Origin of the sequence: Sandarakinorhabdus sp. (assembly GCF_031422795.1) — a bacterium.
Lineage (GTDB): Bacteria > Pseudomonadota > Alphaproteobacteria > Sphingomonadales > Sphingomonadaceae > Sandarakinorhabdus.
Window position 1 is genome coordinate 1 of the sequence record NZ_JANPML010000016.1, and the last position, 20,896, is coordinate 20,896.

Below are 20,896 nucleotides of genomic sequence, written 5' to 3' on the forward strand. Positions count from 1 at the left end.
CGGCTTGATGCGGAAACCGAACGGCTCGACCGCAGCCAGCTCGAACTGAAATCCAGCATGTCCAAGCTGGAAGACACCGACATGACCGAGGCGATTGCCCGATTGGACCGGCTTTCGGTGGTGCTGGAAGCCGCCCAGGCCAGCTTTGCGCGCGTGTCACGCCTTAGCCTGTGGGACGATATCCGCTAACAAATCCAAGGCGGCGTTGGTTAAGCCCACCATCCACAGGCCGTAATCCGGGGGAACCCTTTCACCCGGAGCCGGCCGCCTTTCATGCTGTCCATTATTGGCCTTGTCGTGCTCATCGTCATGGTCTTCGGCGGCTTTGCCATCACTGGCGGCAGCCTGGGGCCGGTACTCCATGCCTTGCCACACGAATTTCTGATCATCGGCGGTGCGGCGGTGGGCGCCACCCTGGTCGCCACCGATATCAAGGGCATCAAGCAAATGGGCGCCGGCCTTGGCAAGGTAGTGAAAGGCCCGAAATACAAAAAGGCCGATTATGGCGCGGCCATATTTCTGACAGCACGGCTGATGCGCCTGTTCCGCACCGAAGGCCCGACCGCTGTTGAACCGCACATCGAAGACCCGAAATCATCGAGCATCTTCGCCGAATATCCGCAGTTTGCTGCCGATCATTTCTTCATCAGCCTGGTGACGGATTCGATCCGGCTGCTGGTGGTGTCCACCGGCACCTTGTCGCCCAACGCCGTTGATGAAGTGATCGAAACCCATATCGACATCCACCATCACTATGCCCTGAAGCCGGTGGAGCGATTGCAAACGATGTCGGATGCATTGCCGGCGCTGGGCATTGTCGCGGCCGTGCTGGGCGTCATCAAGACCATGGGCAGTATCGATCAGCCGCCAGCGATCCTGGGCGCGATGGTTGGTTCGGCGCTGGTCGGCACCTTTTTGGGCGTGCTGCTCAGCTATGGCGTGGTCGGGCCGCTGTCGGCGCGGCTGAAATCGGTGATCGATGAAGACAGCGAGATTTATCTGGTGGTGCGCCGGGTGATCATCGCCACGATGAAGGGCCAGCCGCAGCCGCTGGTGATCGAGGCGGCGCGCACCGCCATCAGCCCCACCCACCAACCCAGCTTCAGCGAGATTTTCGACGGCATGCGGACGGCAAAGTGAGCGGCCGTCCGTGAAACCCGAACTCAACATTGAACCCGAAGTCATTATCAAGAGGGTGAAGAACCACGCCCATGCCCATCACGGCGGCGCGTGGAAGATTGCCTATGCCGATTTCGTTACTGCCATGATGGCCTTTTTCATGTTGCTGTGGATTCTGGGCGCCACCAACGAGGATCAGCGGAAAGGCATCGCTGATTATTTCACCCCCACGGTGATCCAGATGCAGAACAGCGGCGGATCCAACGGCCTGTTCGGCGGGCGATCGGTTGCAGCACCAGATGGTGCCGCGGCCCGCCCGCAAACCACGGGCAAACGGCCGATCACGGCGGCGGGCAGCGATACAGCATCGCAGCGCCCCGGCAGCGGCGCCGGCAGCGAGCAAGCCAGTGGCGCCAATGGCCAGGCCAGCGGCAGCAGCGGCAAGCAGGCGCGGCCCGGCGACGCCGCAGCCGCCGCCAAGGCCGCTGCCGAAGCACGCGCCCATGACGATGCCGCGCTCGACAAGGCCGCCCAGCGCATCATGGCCAAATTGGAAGCCGATCCGACGCTGAAGGGCCTGAAGGGCCAGGTGCGTTTCGTCAAGACCCGGGACGGGCTGCGCATCGATCTGGTGGAGCGCGCCGATTTTTCGATGTTTGGTCTGGGCACGGCGGCCCCCACATCTGATGCGGGCGAACTGGTGCAGACCGTCGCTCACGCCATCGAGGAGATGCCCAACAACCTCACCGTGCGCGGCCACACCGATGGACTGGGTTTTTCAAAGCCGGGCGGCACCACCAACTGGAGCCTTTCGACCGCTCGCGCCGATGCGACGCGCCGCCTGCTGATGGGCACCGGCATCCCCGGCAGCCGGTTCCGCCGCATCGAAGGCGTGGCCGACACCGATCCTTATGTGAAGGACAAGCCCAACGATCCGCGCAACCGCCGGATCAGCGTGACCCTGCTGTATCAGGACCCGGCGTAGGGTCTGAACACCTCACTCCGGCGCCAGCGGACGCCCTTCGAAACGAGCGATGGCGTGGTTGACCACCTTGTCCAGCGCTTGATTGGAGAAGAAGCCGCCGGGGATCAGGCAATGATCGATCAGCACGCGACACCACGCGGCAAAGGTTTCGGCATCGGGCGGCGTGGGCCGCTGCCAAAACGCATCTAGCCCGTCCTGAAAGGTGATATCCGGCATGTCATAGATGGCATCGCCCAGCACGATCACGGGGCCGCCCATGGCCAGACCCAGGGTGCCGGTGGTGCTGTTGATCGTCACCATGCCGCGCGCACGGGCACTGATCGCCTCGATATCGCCGCCAACCAGATAATCAACGCGGTCGGCCACGGTGAAACGCGCCGCAATATCGGCCGTCACCTGTTCCCAGTCGCTCACGCCATTGTCGAGCGGATGTTCCTTCACCAGCAAGCGCGCATCGGCGGGGGCATGGGCGGCAAAGGATTCAATCACCGTTTTCAGCGCATCGGCAATGCCCACAAATGGCGAATGGATGCGGATCTGGGCATCGCTGTCGAGCTGCAACGGAAACAGGAAATACGGCGCGCCCGCAGCCTCAAGCCGGGCCAGCAGCTGCGCGCCTGCTGCCTCACGCTCCCGCTTGCGCCACAATTTTCGAACCCAGCCCATGCCTTCGACCAGTGGGTGCCATGGGCGGTGGTTGTTCCAATGCGGATAATGCCAGCGGGTCAACACATCGGCGATGTTATAGGCCACGCCTTCCATGGCACGGCGAGGGAACGACGATTTCACCCGGCCGTGTGGGGGCACTGGCGGCAATTGAGCCGCCGTGCGGCGATAATAGTCGGGATCACGCGGCAGGCTGGAATGGCCGTTCACGCCGCCTTCCTCCATCGTCACCCAATCAGGGCGAACATAACCTTCCTCGAAAACATGGACGCGCAAGCCCAGTTCGCGGCAGATTGATCGGGCCGCCATGTGATAATCGCGGCAATCGCCGAACAGCATCACATCGGTCACCGCGTGCTGGCGGATCAGGCCACGAAAGGCCTCGGGCCAATCCGCCTGGGTGCCGCGATAATCGATGCCGCCCGGCAGCCGCCAATAGGCGCGATCACCGCCATTGAAATTCACCTTGTGCACATGATAACCGGCGCGGATCAGGCCGCGGCCCAACCGGCGAAACAACGGCCCCATCAACCCTTGCAGCAACAGCACACTACGCTCGGCACTGTTTGTGGCCGGCACCTGTGGCTCCACGATCGGCCCAGAAACAGGGCCCGCAGCTGTGGTAATCTCGGGCTTCAACGGCAGCTCCAGCATGTGTGTTGCTTCGGCTTTAGAACCGCCAATGCCCTTGTGTCGATGAAATTGCCGCCGCCGCAGGCGCGTTGTTTCACCCTTGTGCCATAAATCACCAGAACAGCTTTAATGACAGGCGCGGCGCGCACGTCTATGCAGCCTGCCAAACACAGCTGTCTGACTGTGGCCAACACGAAAAGTTGCAATGGGTCGCTTCCTTCTCATCATCAGCCTGCTGCTGGCAGCCACCATCGTGGCTGATGCACTGGTGCGCCCACGCGGACGCCGCAGCCTGGCCGGGCTGTGGCTGCATCTGTGGATCATCCTGGCCACCGGCGGACTGGTGCAACTGTTGTTCGGCAATGCGCTGGTGGCCGGATTGGTGGCGCTGGGCGTGGTGGCCTTGCTGGCGGTCGTTTCCAACGCCAAGAACGCCATGCTGGGCGAACAACTGCTGTTTTCGGATCTGGCGCTGGTGGTCGCGGTGTTCCGTCATCCGCAATTCTATCTTTCTGCCCTGACGAGCTGGCAACTGGCGGCGCTGATTGCCGGCGCGCTGGCCGCCGCCGGGCTGCTGGCCTGGCAATTCGTCTTCTCCCTCACGGCGCATCTGACCGGGCTGGCGCAAATGCTGGTGGCGGTGCTGGTCATCCGAATCAGCCTGGCGCTGCCGCCGTGGCGCGGTCTTGCTGTCCGGCCCGATGCCCGTGCCGACATGGCGCGCCATGGCCTGTTGGGCAGCCTGCTGCTGTATTGGTGGCGGTGGCGCCGCAGCATCGACCCGCCTGTAGAGAACGAAGCGCTGCTGGTGCCAACGGTGCAACTGGTCGTGGTTGTACAGTGTGAGAGTTTTGCCGACCCGGCCGAACTGTTCGGCGATCCGGCGCTGGCGCTGCCCGGTCTGGCGGCGGCGCGCGGTGTTGCGTGGGTGCAGGGGCGGCTGCTGGTTTCAGGCTTTGGCGCCTATACCAACCGCACCGAATATGGCGTGCTGTTCGGCCGTGACGAGGATGAACTGGGCTTCAGGCGCTATGATCCCTATCTCACCGCCCTGGGCGAGGCCAGTCACGCTCTGCCCGCCCGGCTTGGCCGCGCTGGCTGGCGCAGCCTGTTTGTCCACCCGCATGATCTGGGGTTCTACAGCCGCGATCTCATCATGCCCGCCGCCGGCTTTGCCGAACTTGTCGGCCCCGAAGCCTTTTGCATGCCAGCCAGGGGCGAGCATCGTTATGTGAGCGATGCCGCCATTGCCGATGTGATCCTTGATCGCGCCGGCAGCGCTGCGGGTCCCGGCCTGATACACGCTGTCACCATCGAAAATCACGGCCCCTGGCCAGCTGACGACGGCGGCAGTTATGGCAAACGGTCCAGCGCCTATCTGAAACTGGTGTGCAAGGGTGATGCCATGCTGACCCGGTTGATCGCCGGAATGGCGGCGCTGAAACGGCCGGCGCTCCTGCTGTTTTATGGCGATCACCGGCCCAGCATTGCCGGGCTGGTGGATCCCGGCGGCGATCGCGATACGCCTTATGTGCTGCTGCGTTTCGGTCCCGATGGCGCGCTGCAGCCGGGCGCCGGCCCGCCGCGCGATCTCAGCCCGGCGCAGTTGCACCACCTGCTTGTGGAGACGATCACGGCCTGAGCCGGCGCAGCAGCGCATCACGGGCAACGCCGGGCAACAACCGGTCCAGCAGCCGCAGCAGCGCAAAGCGGCGCGGAATGATGGCATGGCCAGCCCCGGCAGCAAACGCCGCCAGGATACGGCGCGCGGCTTCATCCAGTGGAAGCAACAAGATCCGCGGCACTGGCCGGCCACCGCCGGCCCAATCGATGAAGCCGGGCGATACCAGCGTGATGGTCACGCCATGCCGGGCCACCGCCAGCCGCAGCGCCTGCGCAAACCGCGCCAGCCCGGCCTTGCTGGCAGCGTATGTCGCCGCGTGCGGCAAGGCATGAAAGGCCGCCGCCGATCCCACCAGCAGGATACGGCCCTGCCCACGCTCCACCATGCGCGTCGCCAGCGCCGCCGCCAAAGCGGCCGGGCCGGCGAAGTTGACAGCAGCCAGACGCGCCACTTGTTCGGCCGGTTCAACAATCTGCCCCGGCGCCACCGTATCGCCCTGCCCGGCCACCAGCAGCGCTGAATCGATCGGCGCGGCTGCATCTTCGGCCGCGATGGCGGCAAGCATGGAGGCGGTATCGGCAAGGTCGATCTGGCGCAGCGCCACCACGGCTCCCGCCGCGCGACATTCGGCTGCGATCGCCGCCAGCCGCACCGCATCGCGGCCCCACAGCAGTAAATGCGTTCCCGGTGCCGCCAGCCGCCGCGCCAGCGCGCCGCCAATGGCACCAGAAGCGCCGGTGATCAGGATGCGGCGAAGGATTTGCACCATTTCGGACGTTTCATCCGCTGGAATCGTTGAAATCGGTGCAGCAGGCAGATTGCTCATGGCTGGTTCATAGATCAGCGAGCATCACCTGATAAGCCGAGGATTTGAGGGTAGTATGTTGCGCCGCAGCAACCATGAAGCGTTAAAGAATTACCGAAATGTGACAGTCACTTGGCAGAGTGTCGCAACAACTGGTCGCTGCGTCGCTTGCGCCTTGACAGTGGCCGCGACCTTGTATTCAGACCACCCGTGATGGCGCCCTCCCATTCTCGAATCAAACTGTTTGAAAACCGCTGGCTGGAAAAGCTGACGGTTATTCCGGTTCCCGGCTTCCTAGCCTTGTGGTCTGTGGGTTTGCCTTTGATTGCCTGGCGCGCATGGTGGTCCACTGGACAGGCATCCGGAACAGCAGCGATTTTGGCGGCTGTGTTGGGCTGTGCTGCCGGTATCGTGCTGTGGACCCTGACCGAATATGCCTTGCATCGCTTCCTGTTCCATTGGGAACCGGGGTCGGCCGTGATGGAACAGTTCGTGTTCGTGCTGCATGGCAATCACCACGATGTGCCCAATGATCCGCTGCGCAATCTGATGCCGCCGATTGTCAGCCTCCCGGTGGGCGCGCTGATCTGGGCTGCCATGGCGGCACTAGCCGGGTCAATCGGCAATTGGCTGTTTCTGGGCTGGATCAGCGGCTATGTCGCCTATGATCTTGTGCACTATGCCTGCCATCAATGGCCGATGAAGGGCCCGGTGGCGCGGATGCTGAAAACCCATCACATGCGCCATCATCATCTGCATGAAGAAGGCAATTACGCCATCACCGGCATGATGTGGGACCGCTTGTTCAAAACGCACATCGCCCGCGAACGTCGCGCCTAATCCTGCAATTGCGTCAAACTGTGCAATACCCGTGCATTGGGCGCAGCTATGCGCGCATCTGCAAAGCCATAGCCCCAATCAACCAGCGCAACGGCCAACCCGGCGGCGCGGGCGGTGGCCACATCCACAGCTGAATCGCCCACATAAAGCGTCGCGGCTGGATCAGCGCCCAGTGCCGCCAGTGCCAGTCGCGCGCCATCGGGGGCTGGTTTGCGCGGCAGGTCGCTGCGAGCGCCGACAATGATCCCGAAATGCCGGGCCAGACCAAGATCGGTCAGGATTTTCTCACAAAGGGGCTGCGGCTTGTTGGAACAGATCGCCATGCCAATCCCCGCGTCCGCCAGCGCCGCCAGTGATCGTGCAACGCCGGGAAAGGCCAGATCAGACGGGGTTTCCACAACGGCATGGCGCGCGCGGAATTCAGCGATCTCGATTCCGGGATCGCGGCAATGCGGCCCCATCACCGCTGCGATCATCGCTTCGCCGCCGATCGCATCCATGGCGCGAGCGATGGCCGGATCAGCCCGAAACGCGATGCCGCGAGTCGCCAGCATGGCATCGATGATGGCGCAGGTCAGGCGCACGCTGTCCACCAGCGTGCCATCAAGATCAAACAGGATATGGCGAAGGATGCGGCCTGGTTGGGGCGTAACAGTCATGGCGGCCTGCCTTCCCGGCAATGCCGCTGCTGTCAAGAATTGACCGGGCAAGGCTGCGGCAGTAACAGACCCAGATGACGGGGGTCACTCATCAGGACAATATTCATGCTGAGAATGACCAAAGAACTGCATCAGGCCATCGGCCAGCAAGTCATTGCCCTGGAAGCAGAAGCGCTGCGCCAGCTGGGCGAGATGATCAACGGTGGATTTGCCGACGCCGTTGAGGAGATTCTGGCCTGCAAGCAACGCATTGTCGTATCGGGCATGGGCAAATCCGGGCACATCGCGCGCAAGATTGCCGCCACTCTGGCCGCCACCGGCACCCCGGCGCACTTTGTTCACGCTGCCGAAGCCGCCCATGGCGATGCCGGCATGGTGATGCCCGGCGATGTTCTGCTGATCTTTTCCAACAGCGGCGATACTGTTGAATTGCAGCCGCTTTATTCCCATGCCCAGCGGGTTGGGGTGCGGGTGATCGGCGTGTGCCGCAACCGCGATTCGCTGCTGATGCGCCGCGCCGATATCGGCCTGGTGCTGCCGCAAGTCCCCGAAGCCTGCACCGCCAGCATGGCGCCCACCACATCGTCGACGATGATGCTGGCGCTGGGTGATGCACTCGCTGTGGCTGCAATGCGCGCGCGTGGCCTTTCCGAAGACGATATCCGCGCCCTGCACCCCGGTGGCGACATTGGCCGCCGCAACAGCATGGTGGCCGACGTGATGCACAGCGGCGATCGCCTGCCCCTGGTCGCTGTCGATACGCCGATGCCGCAGGTGCTGATCACCATGACCGAAAAACGCCTGGGCATGACCGGCGTGGTGGATGCAGACGGCGATCTGGTCGGCGTGATCACCGACGGCGATCTGCGCCGGCAATTGACCAATTTCGCCACCGGAACAGTGGGTTCGGTGATGACGCCGGCACCCAAGATCATCGAGCAATCAGCCTCGGTAGACGATGCGTTGGAAATGATGCGCACCAACCGCATCACCGTGCTGTTCGTGGTGGCCAGTACTGAATCGCGGCGGCCGATTGGCGCCGTCCAGATCTACGATATTGCCGCAACTCCGCCCTGGGGGCGTTGACGCGATGCGCCAATGAACGTTGCAATTATCATTCCGGCGCGGCTGGCCTCCACGCGTTTTCCGGCCAAACCGCTGGCACCGCTCAGCGGCCCCGATGGCGTGGCGCGTCCGGCCATCCACTACACCTGGGCTGCGGCTCAGGCGGCCGCAGCCACCCTTCCCGGCAACACACAATGCGTGATCGCCACCGACGATGCGCGCATCGCCGATGCCTGCACAGCAATGGGCATGGCCGTGGTGATGACACCGGATAGCTGCCTGAACGGCACCGAACGCTGCGCCGCCGCACTCGGCGGCCTGGCGGGCGTGCCGGATATCATTGTCAATCTGCAAGGCGATGCGCCATTGACGCCGGCCAGCATGGTGACAGCCGTCATGGAATTGCTGGCAGCACGCACTGATCTGGCCATGACAACCGCTGTGGTGGCGGCTTCCCCGGCGGTGCTCGCCCATTTGCAAACCGATGCCGCTGCTGGCCGTGTTGGCGGCACCACTGCCGTCTGCACCCGCGATGGCCGCGCACTCTATTTTTCCAAGTCCGTCATTCCGCATGTCACGCCGGGCAGCACCCCCATTGAACCCGTGCTGCTGCATGTTGGCCTTTATGCCTATCGCCCGGCGGCGCTGACAGCCTATGTTGCAGCCGGGCCGGCGCCGCTGGAACTGCAGGAAGGGCTGGAACAATTGCGTTTCCTTGATGCCGGCCTGCCGGTGGGCGTGGCCCGATGTGCCGCGCCCGCGTGGGAAATGATCGAACTCAACAACCCGACCGATGTGCCGCTGATCGAAGCCGAGCTGGCACGTCGGGCGCTTGCCGAAAGCCACTGATGCTGCCTGCCTTCACCCGTGCTCCCGGTGCTCCACCGTTCCTGATCGCTGGCCCCTGCGTGATCGAAAGCGAAGCCATGTGCCTGGCTATTGCAACGCGCTTGAAGGCCATGAGCGAGGAACTGGGCGTTCCGGTGATCTTCAAGGCCAGTTTCGACAAGGCCAACCGCACATCGGTGAACGGCTTTCGCGGTCATGGACTGGAAGCAGGCCTGCGCGTGCTGGAAAAGGTGCGCCGCGAATGTGGCCTGCCGATTCTGACCGATGTTCACTTGCCAGATCAGATTAAGCCTGTCGCTGAAGTGGTTGATATGCTGCAAACTCCGGCTTTCCTGGCCAGGCAGACCGATCTGATCACGGCAGCGGCGGCCAGTGGCCGCCCGGTGAACATCAAGAAGGCGCAGTTCATGGCCCCGGCCGACATGGCCGCCGTGCTTGGCAAGGCCCGCGCCGCCGCCAGCGACGCCGGCGTAGACGCTGGTAATATCCTGCTGTGCGAACGCGGATCGAGCTTTGGCTACAACAATCTGGTGGTCGACATGCGCGGACTGGTCATCATGCGCGAGATGGGTTGTCCGGTGGTGTTCGATGCCACCCACAGCGTGCAATTGCCCGGCGGCGGCGGCGACCGCTCGCTGGGCCAGCGCCAGTTTGTTGCGCCGTTGGCCCGCGCCGCGGTGGCGGTTGGGGTCGATGGCCTGTTCATGGAAACCCACCCCGATCCCGATACGGCGCTTTCAGACGGCCCCAACATGGTGCCGCTGGACCAACTGCCCGGCCTGATCCGCCAGCTTATCGCCATCGCCGCCCTGGGCTGATGGCCCCGCTGCTGGCCATTCCGCCCTTTCCCGGCGCCCGCGCGCCGGCTTTTGCCGTGCCCGGCATCGCGCTAGACGCAGATCCGGATATGCTGTTGGCGGCGCTGGCGCGGCACCGCGTGGGTGGCTGCTATTGGGGGCGGCAACTAGCCGGCCCAGCCCGGCTGGATGCCGCCAATTGGCCCGCCGATGCCGATCCCTGGCCGTTGCTGGATGCAGCCGAGGAGGTTTGCCTGCCAGCAGGCGACCCGCGCGCTCTGCTGGCGCTGGCTGCTGGCAAGCCGGTGCGCTTCACCAATGGCGAACCAGTCAACAAACATGCGCTTGTCGATGCCTATCTCACTGGCTGGCAATGGCGCGACCCCTTCAGCGGCGCCATCATCAACCTTCTGCAAGCCATTGAACTTTGCGGTTTCTGGCGCAAACCGATCGACGACAATCGCGACATTGCTGCCGTGCTGGGTTTTGCCCACTGGAAACGGCCAACCGTGGCACCGCTGCTGTGGAACGGGCAGGATACGCCGTTTTCCGGTGGCGTACCGGCGTTGGCGAGGGGCGACCTTGTGGCAGTCTGGCGCTCGCGTCTTTCCAAGGCGCAGACGGCGGCGCTGGTGGGACGGCCTGTGCTGGAGGTGGAGGACGGCTTCATCCGCTCCGTCGGCCTGGGTGCCGATTGCGTGCCGCCGCTCTCCATCATCGTTGATGGCGCGGGCGTGCATTTCGATCCGAACCAGCCCAGTGGCCTGGAACTTCTGTTGCAGAACAGCGTGTTTCCGCCTGATCTTCTGGCCCGCGCGCAGCAATTGCGGGCCGCCATCATTGCCGGCGGCCTGTCCAAATACGAACGCGGCGGGTCAGCACCCCTCTCCCGGCCCGGTGGTAGCCGCCGCCATGTGCTGGTGCCCGGCCAGGTTGAGGATGATCGCGCTGTGACCAGCGGCGGCGCACTATCGTCCAATCTCGAACTGCTGCGCCGCGCACGGGCCGAAGCGGGGCCAGATGCCTATGTGATCTACAAACCCCATCCCGATGTGCTCGCCGGCCATCGCAAGGGGCTGATTGCGGAAGGCGACATGGCAGCCCTGGCTGATCGCACCGAAACCACGGCCCCGATGGCAGCGTTGATCGCCATGGCCGACGAACTGCATGTCAACAGCTCGCTCGCCGGGTTCGAGGCGCTGCTGCGCGGCAAGCCGGTCACCGTCCACGGCGTGCCCTTCTATGCCGGTTGGGGTCTCACCACCGATCGTGGCCCGGTGCCCGCCCGCCGTACGGCCCGGCGCAGCCTCGACGAGGTGGTGGCTGCCGCCTATCTGCTTTACCCGCGCTATCTCGATCCCGAAACCGGCCTGCCCTGCCCGCCTGAAGTGCTGGTGCAGCGCCTCACCGCCGCTGCGCCCACACTCGATCCAGCCGCCAGCGCCGTCGTCACCCTGCGCCGCGCGACCGGCCGCGTGCGCCGCCTGTTGGGGCGCTGATGGTCCGCCGTTCCCTGCCCTGGCCATCGGGCCGCGCCTTCCGCGCCGCGCTGGTTTTGGCTGTGCAAGTGGCGCCGCTGGAAACCTTATCGGCGCTCGGCAATCTGGTGCGGGGCAAACGGGTACGCGCCTGGAATGCGCTGTGCCGATTGGCAGCACGCCATCCTTCGCATTACCGGCGATGGCTCGCCCACACGGCGCCGATGCGGGAAGCCGCCTGGATCGCAGGGGCGGCTGCCTTGCCTGGCGTGACCATCGCCGCATTGCCTGGCGAGGGCGTGATGTTGCAAGACATGCTGGCCAAGCTGGCTGGAGACGGCGCGCTTTGGGCGGTGCCGCTGTGGCCGGGTGACAAGACCGGCGCGGCCCTGCCCAGCGCGCTGGGTGCCGCGTTTGCACGCTGGCCGGATGCCCGCATCATTCATTGGGATGAAGATGTGGACACGCCCACCGGTCGCGGCCAGCCATGGCTGAAGCCGCAATGGGACCCGCTGCTGCACATCGCTCGCGACTGCCTGGGCGGGGCCAGCGCCATCCATGTGGAGACTGCACGCGCGGCGCTTGCGGCGCTGCCCGATCTGCCGGCCACGGTGGCAGGCCTCGCCCGGTTGCACCTCGCCATGCTGACGGATGGGGCAGAACTGGCCCATGTGCCTTTGATACTGACCCACCGGGCCGCTGCAATGACGACTTTGCCACATTGGCCGGCGCTGATTGCCGCGCATTGGCCCGGCTGGCAAATCGCGACGCAGGGCGACGGCCTGCCCTTTCTGCGGGTGCTGCCACCCCTGCCGGCAATTTGGCCAGCAGTGACGATCATCATCCCTACCCGCGACCGGGCCGATCTGATGCGCACCTGCCTGTTGGGCCTGGCCCGGCTGGCCTATCCCGGCCGGGTGGAGATCATTGTTGTCGACAATGGCAGCAGCGATGCCGAAGCTTTGGCCCTGCTGGCCGACGAGGCAGCAGCGGGCCGCATCAGGCTGCTGCGGGATCCAGGGCCGTTCAACTTCTCCCGGCTCAACAATTGTGCCGCCGCCATCGCCAGCGGCGAATACCTGTGCCTGTTCAACAATGATGTGGAGGCACTGGACGGCGATTGGCTGGCGGTGATGATGCGCCACGCAGTGTGCCCGGGTGTGGGAGCGGTCGGGGCGCAACTGCTTTATCCCGATGGCAGCATCCAGCATGCCGGCGTCGCAGTGGGCATTGGCGATGCCGCCGGCCACGTGCAGCGCGGCATCGATCCGGCCAGCAGCGATCATGCCGCCTGGCACGCAGTTACGCGCCAGGTTTCCGTGGTAACGGCCGCCTGCCTGCTGGTGGCGCGCCGGCATTACGAGGCAGTAGGCGGCCTCGACGAAGCCGGCTTTGCCGTGGCCTTCAACGATGTCGATTTCTGCCTGAAATTGCAGGCATCAGGCCTTTCCAACATCTATTGTGCCCAAAGCCGGCTGATCCACGCTGAATCCCGCACCCGCCCGCGCGACGACCGCCCCGACCAGGTGGACCGCTTCAATCGCGAACTGACGCTGTTGCAGGCGCGCTGGGGCACGGCCGGGCATTGCGACCCCCATCACAGCCCGTTGTTCTCGCACACGGCAGAAGCCTGCCTGTTGTCGATGGCATGATGGAGCGCCCGCATCTTGGTGATGTAACGCTTGTGGCCGTCACCAGCGTTGCTCTGGCGGCCACGCTTGCGGCTCTGCGTCACAGCTTGGCCCAGGCCAGCTTTGGCAAGGCGCTGCTGTTGTCGGATCATCAACCAGACGGCCTGGCCGGCAGCGGCATCGAATGGCGGCCGATCCCGCGGCTTGCTTCGCGCGGCGATTATTCGCGTTTTGTCTTGAGCGGTCTGGCTGGGCACATTGAAACCGGCCATGCCTTGCTGGTGCAATGGGATGGTTTTGTGCGCGATGGCCGGGCATGGCGCGATGAATTTCTGGCATATGACTATATTGGTGCGCCTTGGCCTCAGTATGACGGCGTGACGGCGGTAGGCAACGGCGGCTTTTCCTTGCGTTCACGACGATTGTTACAAGCAACGATCGCGCTTTGCACTAATGAAGAACCCGAAGACGTTGCCATTTGTCGCACACACCGCGGCTTTCTGGAGGAAGTCCACGGCATACGCTTTGCAAGCATGGACGTTGCCCGCGCCTTCTCCTATGAACGCTATAATTCCAACGGGCTGGAGTTTGGACAGCATGGCGTGTTCAACATGCTGGCCGAACTGGGCTCGGAACGATTGCTGGCATGGCTGACAGATCTGGAGCCCGGAGTGATAGGCGAACGCGAGAGCACGGAGTTGCTGCTGGAGGCCGTGCGGTCTCGCAGCTGGCCGCTCGCCCGGTTGGCGCTGCGCCACCACCGCATCCATCCGCGCCATCGCCGCCGCCTCTTGCGCGGCCTGGGTTGGCTGCTGCGCGGCCATGATGGCCGGCCCATGATCCGCCCGGAGGCCGGCAACCATGTCGGGTGAACTCGAACGCTTTGATCCGGCCGAACAGCGCGGCCGCATCGCCTATGAACATCTGCATCGCTATGCCTTGTGCGCCCAGCATGTCGCTGGCAAGCGCGTGCTCGATTTGGCCTGTGGCACGGGCTATGGCACCGCCATACTGGGTGCGCAGGGCGGGCAGGTTACAGGGGTGGATATCAGCGCCGCCGCCATCCGCATCGCGAAGCTGCGCCACGGCAGCGACAATACGACATTTGTAATTGCCGATTGTTTCGATCTGCCCTTTGCCGCCGCCAGCTTCGATGTCGTCGTCGCCAACGAGATGATCGAGCATGTTGCTGATCATGATGCCTTGATCATCGAAGCGCGGCGCGTGCTGGCGCCGGGTGGGTTGTTGCTGGTCTCCACTCCCAACAAACCGGTCTACAACCGCTTCAAATCGCCCAACACTTTCCATGTCTCGGAAATGGACCAGCCAGAGTTTCAGCAACTGGTCGGCCGGCATTTCCGCCATGTCAGACTGACCGGCACACGCATGGCGCTGCTCTCGGTCGGCTTTCCACTCGACGACAGTCCGCACGATAATCTGGGGGCTGCACGCATCTTCAACGGCAGCGTGACGGCCACTGGCCAACCCGAGCTTGTGTGCGGCGAATTCGGGCTGGCAGAGCCGGAGTATCTGATTGCCGCCTGTTCGGATGAGCCGCTGGAAACCCTTCCGGTTGAGTCTAGCCTCTATCTCGGGCGCAATGATGATCTGTGGCAAGAGCATGAACGGATCATGGCCTGGGCCTCGCAATTGCACGAAGAGGACGAATTGCTGCGGGCCGACGTGATGCGGCTGCATGACGAACTGGCACGCGACCGCGCGCAGCTGGCCGATCTGCGCGCCGAACATCAACGGCTGAATCAACAGGCAGCCGACCTGCGCCAGGGCAATGGTGCACTGGCACAGGCAATGGAACGTGAGCGTGATGGCCTTGGCCGCGAGGCTGACAATCGGCGGAGCATGTTGGCGCGACTGCTGGGCCAGGCCAGTGGCGAACAGGTTGCGGCCGACGACATCGATATCATCGCTGGTTTGTTCAGTCTGAACCAACAGCTGCTCACCGCACGTTTGCGTGGCGAAATGGCCGAGGAAAAGGCGGCGCAAGCCGACGCCCGCAGCGCAGAACTTGCCGAGCGTTTGGCCACGATGGAGCGTGAGCTGTCGATCAGCATTGACGCCATGGCCCGCAGCCGGGCCGAGCTGTTCGAATTGATCAGCGACAGCGCCGCCACGGCTGCCGAGCGCGAACAGCTGGCGGCAGAATTGATCAGGGTACAGCAGCAACTGGCCAGCAGCGAGCGAGGCCATGAGCAAAAACGTGCGGAGCTGGCGCACGCGCAGAGCGATATTGACCGACTGGCGCTGGAACTGGCGGCCAATACCCAAGCCGTGTCGGAAAAGGAGGCGAAGCTGGCCAGCGCCATTGCGGAACTGACCAGCGCGCGGGCCGAACTTGTTGATACTCGCGCTGCGCTCGGATCCACTCAGGCCGAGCTGACCGCGACCAAAACCGAGTTCGACGCCACACAGGCCGAACTGACCACGACCAAAACCGAGCTCGGCGCTGCGCAGGCCGAGTTGGGTGAGGCTTGGACCGAGTTGGCCAGCGAACGCCGCGAACTTGCCAGCGCGCGCAACGAAGTGGAACGCTTGCACAAGGCTGTTGCTGCTCAGGCACCGCCGCCAGCGGTCGCCCGGCGACGTGAGCGCCTTGCCCTGGTCCACCAGCAGGTTGCTGCCGATCTGGCGAGCGCTGTAACACGGGTGGCTGGGCGCATCGGTTCGCCGCCACCACCGCCACCGCGTCGCTGGCAACAGCAGCTGCTGGGTCGACCGGCACCGCTGCCCACCAGGATCTTTGATGCCGAATGGGTAAAGCGCCAACGGCCGGGCCTCACGCGGGTGTCGCTGGCGGCATATCTGGGCAATCCGGCGCTGCACGACGTTGATCCGCACCCACTGTTTGCCGCTCGCGCCTATCTGGCGGCGAACCCCGATGTGGCGGCCGAAGCCATGGCACCGCTGGCGCATTATGTGCTGCATGGCTGGCGCGAGGGGCGCAATCCGCACCCATTGTTTCCAGGGGACTGGTATCTGGCCCAAAATCCCGATGTCGCCGCCGATGGCGGGATCAACCCACTCGATCACTATCTGCAGCATGGCTGGCGCGAAGGGCGCTGGCCCAATCCGCTGTTCGATCCGCGCGCCTATCTCGATCGCTATCCCGACGTGGCGGCTGCCGACGTTGATCCGTTTACCCATTTCATTGCCCACGGTCAGCACGAAGGGCGTGAACCGCAGTTCCGGGGCTGGGATCCCGATTGGGCTGGACTGCTGGGCGCTCAGGCCAGCAGTATCAGCGTGCTGCACCACCTACTGAATGCCCCACCGCCGGCACCACCCGCCGCTGCTGCGTCGTCCGATGCGGCAGCGTGGCCGCCAAAGCCGGTGGACGATTATTGGCCGGCACAAAAGTTGCGGGACTTCCTGCTCGACGGATATGGCGAAGCGGTACTGAACCGCAGCTGGTATCTGCTGTCACTGATGCAGCGCTGGCAGGATCGGCAGAGCGAGTTTGCCGCATCGGATGATTGCCGCACATTGCTGGAACGCCTGCGCCACCGCGCGGCTCTGCGGACCTTGCCTGCTGAGCACTCGCCTGATGCCAGCGTCATCATCCCGGTGTACAACAATGTGCTCGATACGCTGATCTGCCTGGCCAGCCTGCTGGAACTGGAAGAGGTCCATGATTTCGAGGTGATCGTGGCCGACGATGGCTCCAGCGATGCCACGGCCGCGCTGGTGGGTGCCATTGGCGGGTGCGTGCGCCATCTGCGCCAGCCGCAGAACCTGGGCTTCCTGGGCAATTGCAATGCGGCGGCGATGCAGGCAATCGGTCGGCACATCATCCTGCTCAACAACGATACTTTGGTCTTCCCTGGCTGGCTCGACGGACTGCTGACCCCGTTCGGTCAATTTGATCGTGTTGGCCTGGTTGGCTCCAAACTGATCAACTGGGACGGCACGCTGCAGGAAGCCGGCGGTATCTTCTGGCGCGACGGTTCGGCGTGGAATTTCGGTCGCAACCAGGATGCCCGCGCGCCGGAATATAATTATCTCAAAGACGTGGACTACGTGTCTGGCGCGTCGATCGCAGTGCCGGCCAGCGTTTGGCGCGACATGGCCGGCTTTGATCCGGCCTATACGCCGGCCTATTGCGAAGACAGCGATCTGGCCTTCCGCCTGCGCGAAGCCGGCTACCGAACGCTGTACAGCCCGGCATCGGAAGTGATGCACCACGAGGGCCGCAGCCACGGCCGCGACGTCGCGTCCGGCATCAAGGCTTATCAGACAGCCAACAGCCAGCGCCTGTTCGACCGCTGGCGCCATGTGCTGGAGCGTGACCATTATCCCAACGCCCAGAATGTGCTGCGCGCTCGCGATCGCTCGTTCGCCAAACGCCACGTTCTTGTGGTGGATCACTACGTACCGCAGTGGGATCGTGATGCTGGCTCACGCACCGTGTATGAATTCATGCGCGTGCTGCTGGAGGCTGGCCATGCCGTCACGTTCTGGCCCGATAATTTGTGGCGCGACCCGGAATACGCGCCCAAATTGCAGGCACTGGGCGTTGAGGTGATCCACGGGGTACGCTTCCGCGACGGTTTTGATGGTTTCATGGCCGAACGAGCCGATCTGTACGACATGGTGTTGCTCAGCCGGCCGCATGTAGCAGTGCACTATGTCGATGCTATCCGACGTCACAGCAAGGCCCACATCATCTATTATGGCCATGATGTGCATTTCCGTCGGATGATGGCGCAGCGGACGCTGGAAGGCCGCTCGGCCGAAGACGCAGAAGTGGCCGCCATGCGTACTCAGGAGCTTGGCATCGCCAAGCTGAGCGATCTCGTGCTGTATCCCAGCCAGGACGAAGCCACTTTGATAGCCGGCCTGCTGGATGGCCGCACGCAGGTGCGTGCAATCGCGGCCTATCGTTTCAAGGCTGAAGAGCTGGCGGTTGCCCGCGCGGCGCTGCTGCAGCGCGCGCCAGCAACCGGGCCGATCCGCCTGCTGTTCGTTGGAGGCTTTGCGCACCCGCCCAACGTTGATGCCATCACCTGGTTCTGCCGTGAGGTGTTGCCCAAGGCGCAAGCTGCCGGACGCGAACTCGCACTGACCATTGTCGGATCAAAAGCCGGCGCCGAGGTGAAGGCCCTGGAGCGCACTGGCGTAAGCGTGCGCGGCTTCGTGTCGGACGAAGAGCTGCTGCACCTCTATACCGAAACCGATATGGTCATCGCGCCGCTGCGTTATGGCGCCGGGGTGAAAGGCAAGGTGATCGAGGCGATGGCCCGAGGCGTGCCGGTGGTGACCACCGAAGTTGGCGCGCAAGGGATCGATGGCGCCGATCAGATGCTGTTCATCGCCGATACGGCAGACACGCTTGCAGCCGCAGTGATTGCGGCAACCGATCACGAAGCTGCCCGCCAGCGAGCGCGTGCCAGCCTTGATTTCATCGATCAGCATTATTCCACGAAGGCGATGCTGAGCGTATTGGAAGCCGGCCTTGCCCCCGACTGACGCCGGATCTGTGCAGTGAGGATGACGTGATGCGATTTCTTGCCACCAATGTGCGATCGCGGGCGCCGCTGCGGCTGGGGCTGGGCGGTGGTGGCACCGATCTGGCCTCCTACAGTGATGTACACGGCGGCGTGGTGCTGAATGCCACCATCGACCGTTATGCCTATGCCCACCTCACGCTGGAAACCGGCGGCGACATCATTTTCAAGGCCGATGATCTGGAAACGGAGGAGCGGCTGCCGCTCGGGCTGGATTTTGATATCCACGAAGGTTTGGTGCTGCACCGTGCCGTCTATCGCTACATGATGGTGACCTATAACGACGCCCAGGCGCTGCCGATGACGATCACCACCACCATCGACGTGCCGGCCGGATCGGGCCTGGGCGCGTCGTCGGCACTCACCGTTGCTTTGATCGAAGCCTTTGCCCATGCCATGCAGCTGCCGCTGGGCCCCTACGACATCGCCCGGCTGGCCTTTGATATCGAACGGCGGCAACTGGGCATGGCCGGCGGCATGCAGGATCAATATGCGGCAGCCTTTGGCGGCTTCAATTTCATCGAATTCCTGGCCGGCGGGACCGGCGTGATCGTCAACCCGTTGCGCCTGCGCCGCGACGTGCTGAACGAGTTCGAATCCGCGCTGGTGATCTGTTTTTCCGGCCAATCGCGGCAATCGGCCGACATCATCCGTCAGCAGGTGGAAGGCATCGACCAGCTGGATTCTGCCAAGCTTGCCGCCATGCATCGCATCAAGGATCATGCCCACGCCATGAAGGCTTGTATCCTTTCCGGCGATATCAAGGGCATGGCCGAAATTCTGCGCCAATCCTGGCTGTCCAAAAAGCAGACAGCGGCCGCCATCAGCACCAGCACCGTTGATGGGCTGCTCGATATCGCGATGGCGTCGGGCGCGTGGGCGGGCAAGGTTTCCGGCGCTGGCGGCGGCGGCTTCATCATGCTGCTGGCCGATCCGGAACGGCGGCTGGGCCTGATCCGCGCCCTGAATGCCAATGGCGGCCAGGCCAGCGCTGTGAAGCTGACCTTTGATGGCGCCGAAGCCTGGACAGTGCCATGACCGGGGCCGTGATGACAGCGACCGATATCCGCCAGTGCGTGATCCTCTTGGGCGGGCTGGGCACGCGGCTGGGCGCCCTCACCCGCGCCATGCCCAAGCCGCTGCTGGATGTGGCTGGAAAACCATTCGTGGACGTGCTGGTGGGAGAGGCGTTGCGGCGTAGTTTCACCGAAATCGTGCTGCTTGCCGGCCATGCGGCTGACGTGGTGGAACAATATGCTGCCGGCCTGCGCACGCGGCTGCCGGCGGGGACCAGCGTGACAGTTTCGGTGGAGCCCGAGCCGATGGGCACCGGTGGCGGTGTGCGCTTTGCCGGCGATCTGCTGGCCGATCGCTTCCTGTTGCTGAATGGCGATACCTGGTTCGATTTCCATTGGCTGGATCTGCTGCAGGCCGCCACGCATGGCCCGGCGCTGGCGGCGCGACCGGTTCCGGCGGCAGACCGTTATGAAACACTGGAAATTGCCAGCGATGGCCGCGTGACCCGCATCGTGCCGCGCGGCGAAGCGAAGATCGTGGCGGGGGGCGAGGTGCTGATCAACGGCGGCGCCTATGTGCTGGACAAAGCGGATCTGCTGGGCTTCCCGGAAAAATTCTCCATCGAAACCGATCTCTTGCCACAACTGGTGCAGCAGGGCCGGCTGCGCTCCGTGGCCCGCACCGGCTATTTCATCGATATCGGCGTGCCCGCCAGCTATGCCGAAGCGCAGTCCGCCATACCGCAGCAGCGCACCCGCCCGGCGCTGTTCCTCGATCGCGATGGCGTGCTCAACCACGATGATCATTATGTCGGTTCACCCGATCGGCTGCGCTGGATGGACGGCGCCGCCGATGCGGTGCGGCTGGCCAACCAGCTGGGCATCTATGTGTTTGTCGTCACCAATCAGGCTGGCGTGGCCAAGGGCCATTATGGCGAGGCGGATGTGCAGGCCCTGCACCAGTGGATGGCAGCGCAACTGCGACGGGCAGGCGCGTCCATCGATGATTGGCGCTATTGCCCGTTTCATGCTGATGCCACAAATCCGGCCTATGCGGGTGATCATCCGTGGCGCAAGCCCGCGCCGGGGATGCTGAATGATCTGATGGCGCACTGGCCCGTAAATCGAGAACACAGCCTGCTGGTGGGCGATCAACCCAGCGATCTGGCCGCCGCCGCCGCTGCCGGCGTTGCAGGCGTGGCGTTCG

The 20,896-nt window shown here is 64.0% G+C and carries 17 protein-coding genes; 14 read left to right on the forward strand and 3 right to left on the reverse strand.

Annotated elements, in window-relative coordinates; all coding sequences use genetic code 11:
* From RMO81_RS00680 to RMO81_RS00690, 3 genes are all read left to right on the forward strand, one after another.
* Window positions 1–189 (forward strand): flagellin (locus RMO81_RS00680; RefSeq protein WP_310473799.1); only part of this gene is annotated, 189 nt, incomplete at its 5' end.
* A gap of 84 nt (window positions 190–273) precedes the next feature.
* Window positions 274–1,140 (forward strand): flagellar motor stator protein MotA, encoded by an 867-nt coding sequence (gene motA / locus RMO81_RS00685; protein WP_310473800.1) that lies wholly within the window; start codon window positions 274–276, stop codon window positions 1,138–1,140.
* Window positions 1,141–1,150: 10 nt separating this feature from the next.
* A complete protein-coding gene (locus RMO81_RS00690) occupies window positions 1,151–2,104 on the forward strand; it encodes a flagellar motor protein MotB (RefSeq protein WP_310473801.1) in 954 nt (317 codons plus the stop codon).
* Window positions 2,105–2,116: 12 nt separating this feature from the next.
* On the opposite strand, the gene RMO81_RS00695 is transcribed toward RMO81_RS00690, so the two are convergent.
* A complete protein-coding gene (locus tag RMO81_RS00695) occupies window positions 2,117–3,298 on the reverse strand; it encodes a capsule biosynthesis protein (RefSeq protein ID WP_409049566.1) in 1,182 nt (393 codons plus the stop codon).
* A gap of 310 nt (window positions 3,299–3,608) precedes the next feature.
* Here RMO81_RS00695 and RMO81_RS00700 point away from each other — a divergent pair, with 310 nt between their 5' ends.
* Window positions 3,609–5,045: a sulfatase-like hydrolase/transferase gene (locus RMO81_RS00700; protein ID WP_310473803.1), complete on the forward strand. Its 1,437-nt coding sequence runs from the start codon at window positions 3,609–3,611 to the stop codon at window positions 5,043–5,045.
* Here the strand turns inward: RMO81_RS00700 and RMO81_RS00705 are convergent.
* Window positions 5,035–5,853, reverse strand: coding sequence for an SDR family NAD(P)-dependent oxidoreductase (locus tag RMO81_RS00705; RefSeq protein WP_310473804.1), 819 nt, complete (start codon window positions 5,851–5,853; stop codon window positions 5,035–5,037). The genes RMO81_RS00700 and RMO81_RS00705 overlap by 11 nt on opposite strands.
* Before the next feature lie 369 nt (window positions 5,854–6,222).
* Between RMO81_RS00705 and RMO81_RS00710 the strand changes: the two genes are divergently transcribed.
* Window positions 6,223–6,672: a sterol desaturase family protein gene (locus tag RMO81_RS00710; RefSeq protein WP_310473805.1), complete on the forward strand. Its 450-nt coding sequence runs from the start codon at window positions 6,223–6,225 to the stop codon at window positions 6,670–6,672.
* Here RMO81_RS00710 and RMO81_RS00715 read toward each other — a convergent pair.
* Window positions 6,669–7,331, reverse strand: a complete 663-nt coding sequence (locus tag RMO81_RS00715) for an HAD family hydrolase (RefSeq protein ID WP_310473806.1) — start codon at window positions 7,329–7,331, stop codon at window positions 6,669–6,671. The two genes, RMO81_RS00710 and RMO81_RS00715, sit on opposite strands and share 4 nt — an antisense overlap.
* A gap of 114 nt (window positions 7,332–7,445) precedes the next feature.
* Here RMO81_RS00715 and RMO81_RS00720 point away from each other — a divergent pair, with 114 nt between their 5' ends.
* From RMO81_RS00720 to RMO81_RS00760, 9 genes are all read left to right on the forward strand, one after another.
* The gene (locus tag RMO81_RS00720) at window positions 7,446–8,417 is read left to right on the forward strand and encodes a KpsF/GutQ family sugar-phosphate isomerase (protein WP_310473807.1); all 972 of its coding nucleotides are present in this window, start codon (window positions 7,446–7,448) and stop codon (window positions 8,415–8,417) included.
* Window positions 8,418–8,429: 12 nt separating this feature from the next.
* Window positions 8,430–9,245, forward strand: a complete 816-nt coding sequence (locus tag RMO81_RS00725; RefSeq protein ID WP_310473808.1) for a 3-deoxy-manno-octulosonate cytidylyltransferase — start codon at window positions 8,430–8,432, stop codon at window positions 9,243–9,245.
* On the forward strand, window positions 9,245–10,063 hold the full coding sequence (gene kdsA, locus RMO81_RS00730; protein WP_310473809.1) for a 3-deoxy-8-phosphooctulonate synthase: 819 nt from the start codon (window positions 9,245–9,247) through the stop codon (window positions 10,061–10,063). The genes RMO81_RS00725 and kdsA overlap by 1 nt, the downstream gene beginning before the upstream one ends.
* Complete coding sequence (locus RMO81_RS00735) at window positions 10,063–11,541, forward strand: hypothetical protein (RefSeq protein ID WP_310473810.1); 1,479 nt, start codon at window positions 10,063–10,065, stop codon at window positions 11,539–11,541. Before kdsA ends, RMO81_RS00735 begins: the two co-directional genes overlap by 1 nt.
* Window positions 11,541–13,172 carry a glycosyltransferase gene (locus RMO81_RS00740; RefSeq protein WP_310473811.1) on the forward strand — a complete coding sequence of 544 codons (1,632 nt, stop codon included), beginning with the start codon at window positions 11,541–11,543 and terminating at the stop codon, window positions 13,170–13,172. The genes RMO81_RS00735 and RMO81_RS00740 overlap by 1 nt, the downstream gene beginning before the upstream one ends.
* The gene (locus RMO81_RS00745; protein ID WP_310473812.1) at window positions 13,169–14,023 is read left to right on the forward strand and encodes a DUF5672 family protein; all 855 of its coding nucleotides are present in this window, start codon (window positions 13,169–13,171) and stop codon (window positions 14,021–14,023) included. Before RMO81_RS00740 ends, RMO81_RS00745 begins: the two co-directional genes overlap by 4 nt.
* Complete coding sequence (locus RMO81_RS00750) at window positions 14,013–18,635, forward strand: methyltransferase domain-containing protein (RefSeq protein ID WP_310473813.1); 4,623 nt, start codon at window positions 14,013–14,015, stop codon at window positions 18,633–18,635. Before RMO81_RS00745 ends, RMO81_RS00750 begins: the two co-directional genes overlap by 11 nt.
* Window positions 18,636–18,664: 29 nt before the next feature.
* On the forward strand, window positions 18,665–19,711 hold the full coding sequence (locus tag RMO81_RS00755; RefSeq protein WP_310473814.1) for a dehydrogenase: 1,047 nt from the start codon (window positions 18,665–18,667) through the stop codon (window positions 19,709–19,711).
* On the forward strand, window positions 19,708–20,896 hold a 1,189-nt coding region (locus RMO81_RS00760; protein ID WP_310473815.1), incomplete at its 3' end, for an HAD-IIIA family hydrolase. The genes RMO81_RS00755 and RMO81_RS00760, both read left to right, overlap by 4 nt.

Excerpts from the sequence above, each read along its gene's own strand:
- RMO81_RS00715 (WP_310473806.1), bottom strand. The coding sequence starts at position 7,331 with ATGACTGTTACGCCCCAACCAGGCCGCATCCTTCGCCATATCCTGTTT.
- RMO81_RS00745 (WP_310473812.1), top strand. The coding sequence starts at position 13,169 with ATGATGGAGCGCCCGCATCTTGGTGATGTAACGCTTGTGGCCGTCACC.
- RMO81_RS00705 (WP_310473804.1), bottom strand. The coding sequence starts at position 5,853 with ATGAGCAATCTGCCTGCTGCACCGATTTCAACGATTCCAGCGGATGAA.
- RMO81_RS00700 (WP_310473803.1), top strand. The coding sequence starts at position 3,609 with ATGGGTCGCTTCCTTCTCATCATCAGCCTGCTGCTGGCAGCCACCATC.
- RMO81_RS00725 (WP_310473808.1), top strand. The coding sequence starts at position 8,430 with ATGAACGTTGCAATTATCATTCCGGCGCGGCTGGCCTCCACGCGTTTT.
- RMO81_RS00735 (WP_310473810.1), top strand. The coding sequence starts at position 10,063 with ATGGCCCCGCTGCTGGCCATTCCGCCCTTTCCCGGCGCCCGCGCGCCG.
- RMO81_RS00750 (WP_310473813.1), top strand. The coding sequence starts at position 14,013 with ATGTCGGGTGAACTCGAACGCTTTGATCCGGCCGAACAGCGCGGCCGC.
- motA (WP_310473800.1), top strand. The coding sequence starts at position 274 with ATGCTGTCCATTATTGGCCTTGTCGTGCTCATCGTCATGGTCTTCGGC.
- RMO81_RS00755 (WP_310473814.1), top strand. The coding sequence starts at position 18,665 with ATGCGATTTCTTGCCACCAATGTGCGATCGCGGGCGCCGCTGCGGCTG.
- RMO81_RS00720 (WP_310473807.1), top strand. The coding sequence starts at position 7,446 with ATGACCAAAGAACTGCATCAGGCCATCGGCCAGCAAGTCATTGCCCTG.
- RMO81_RS00695 (WP_409049566.1), bottom strand. The coding sequence starts at position 3,298 with ATGGGGCCGTTGTTTCGCCGGTTGGGCCGCGGCCTGATCCGCGCCGGT.
- kdsA (WP_310473809.1), top strand. The coding sequence starts at position 9,245 with ATGCTGCCTGCCTTCACCCGTGCTCCCGGTGCTCCACCGTTCCTGATC.
- RMO81_RS00740 (WP_310473811.1), top strand. The coding sequence starts at position 11,541 with ATGGTCCGCCGTTCCCTGCCCTGGCCATCGGGCCGCGCCTTCCGCGCC.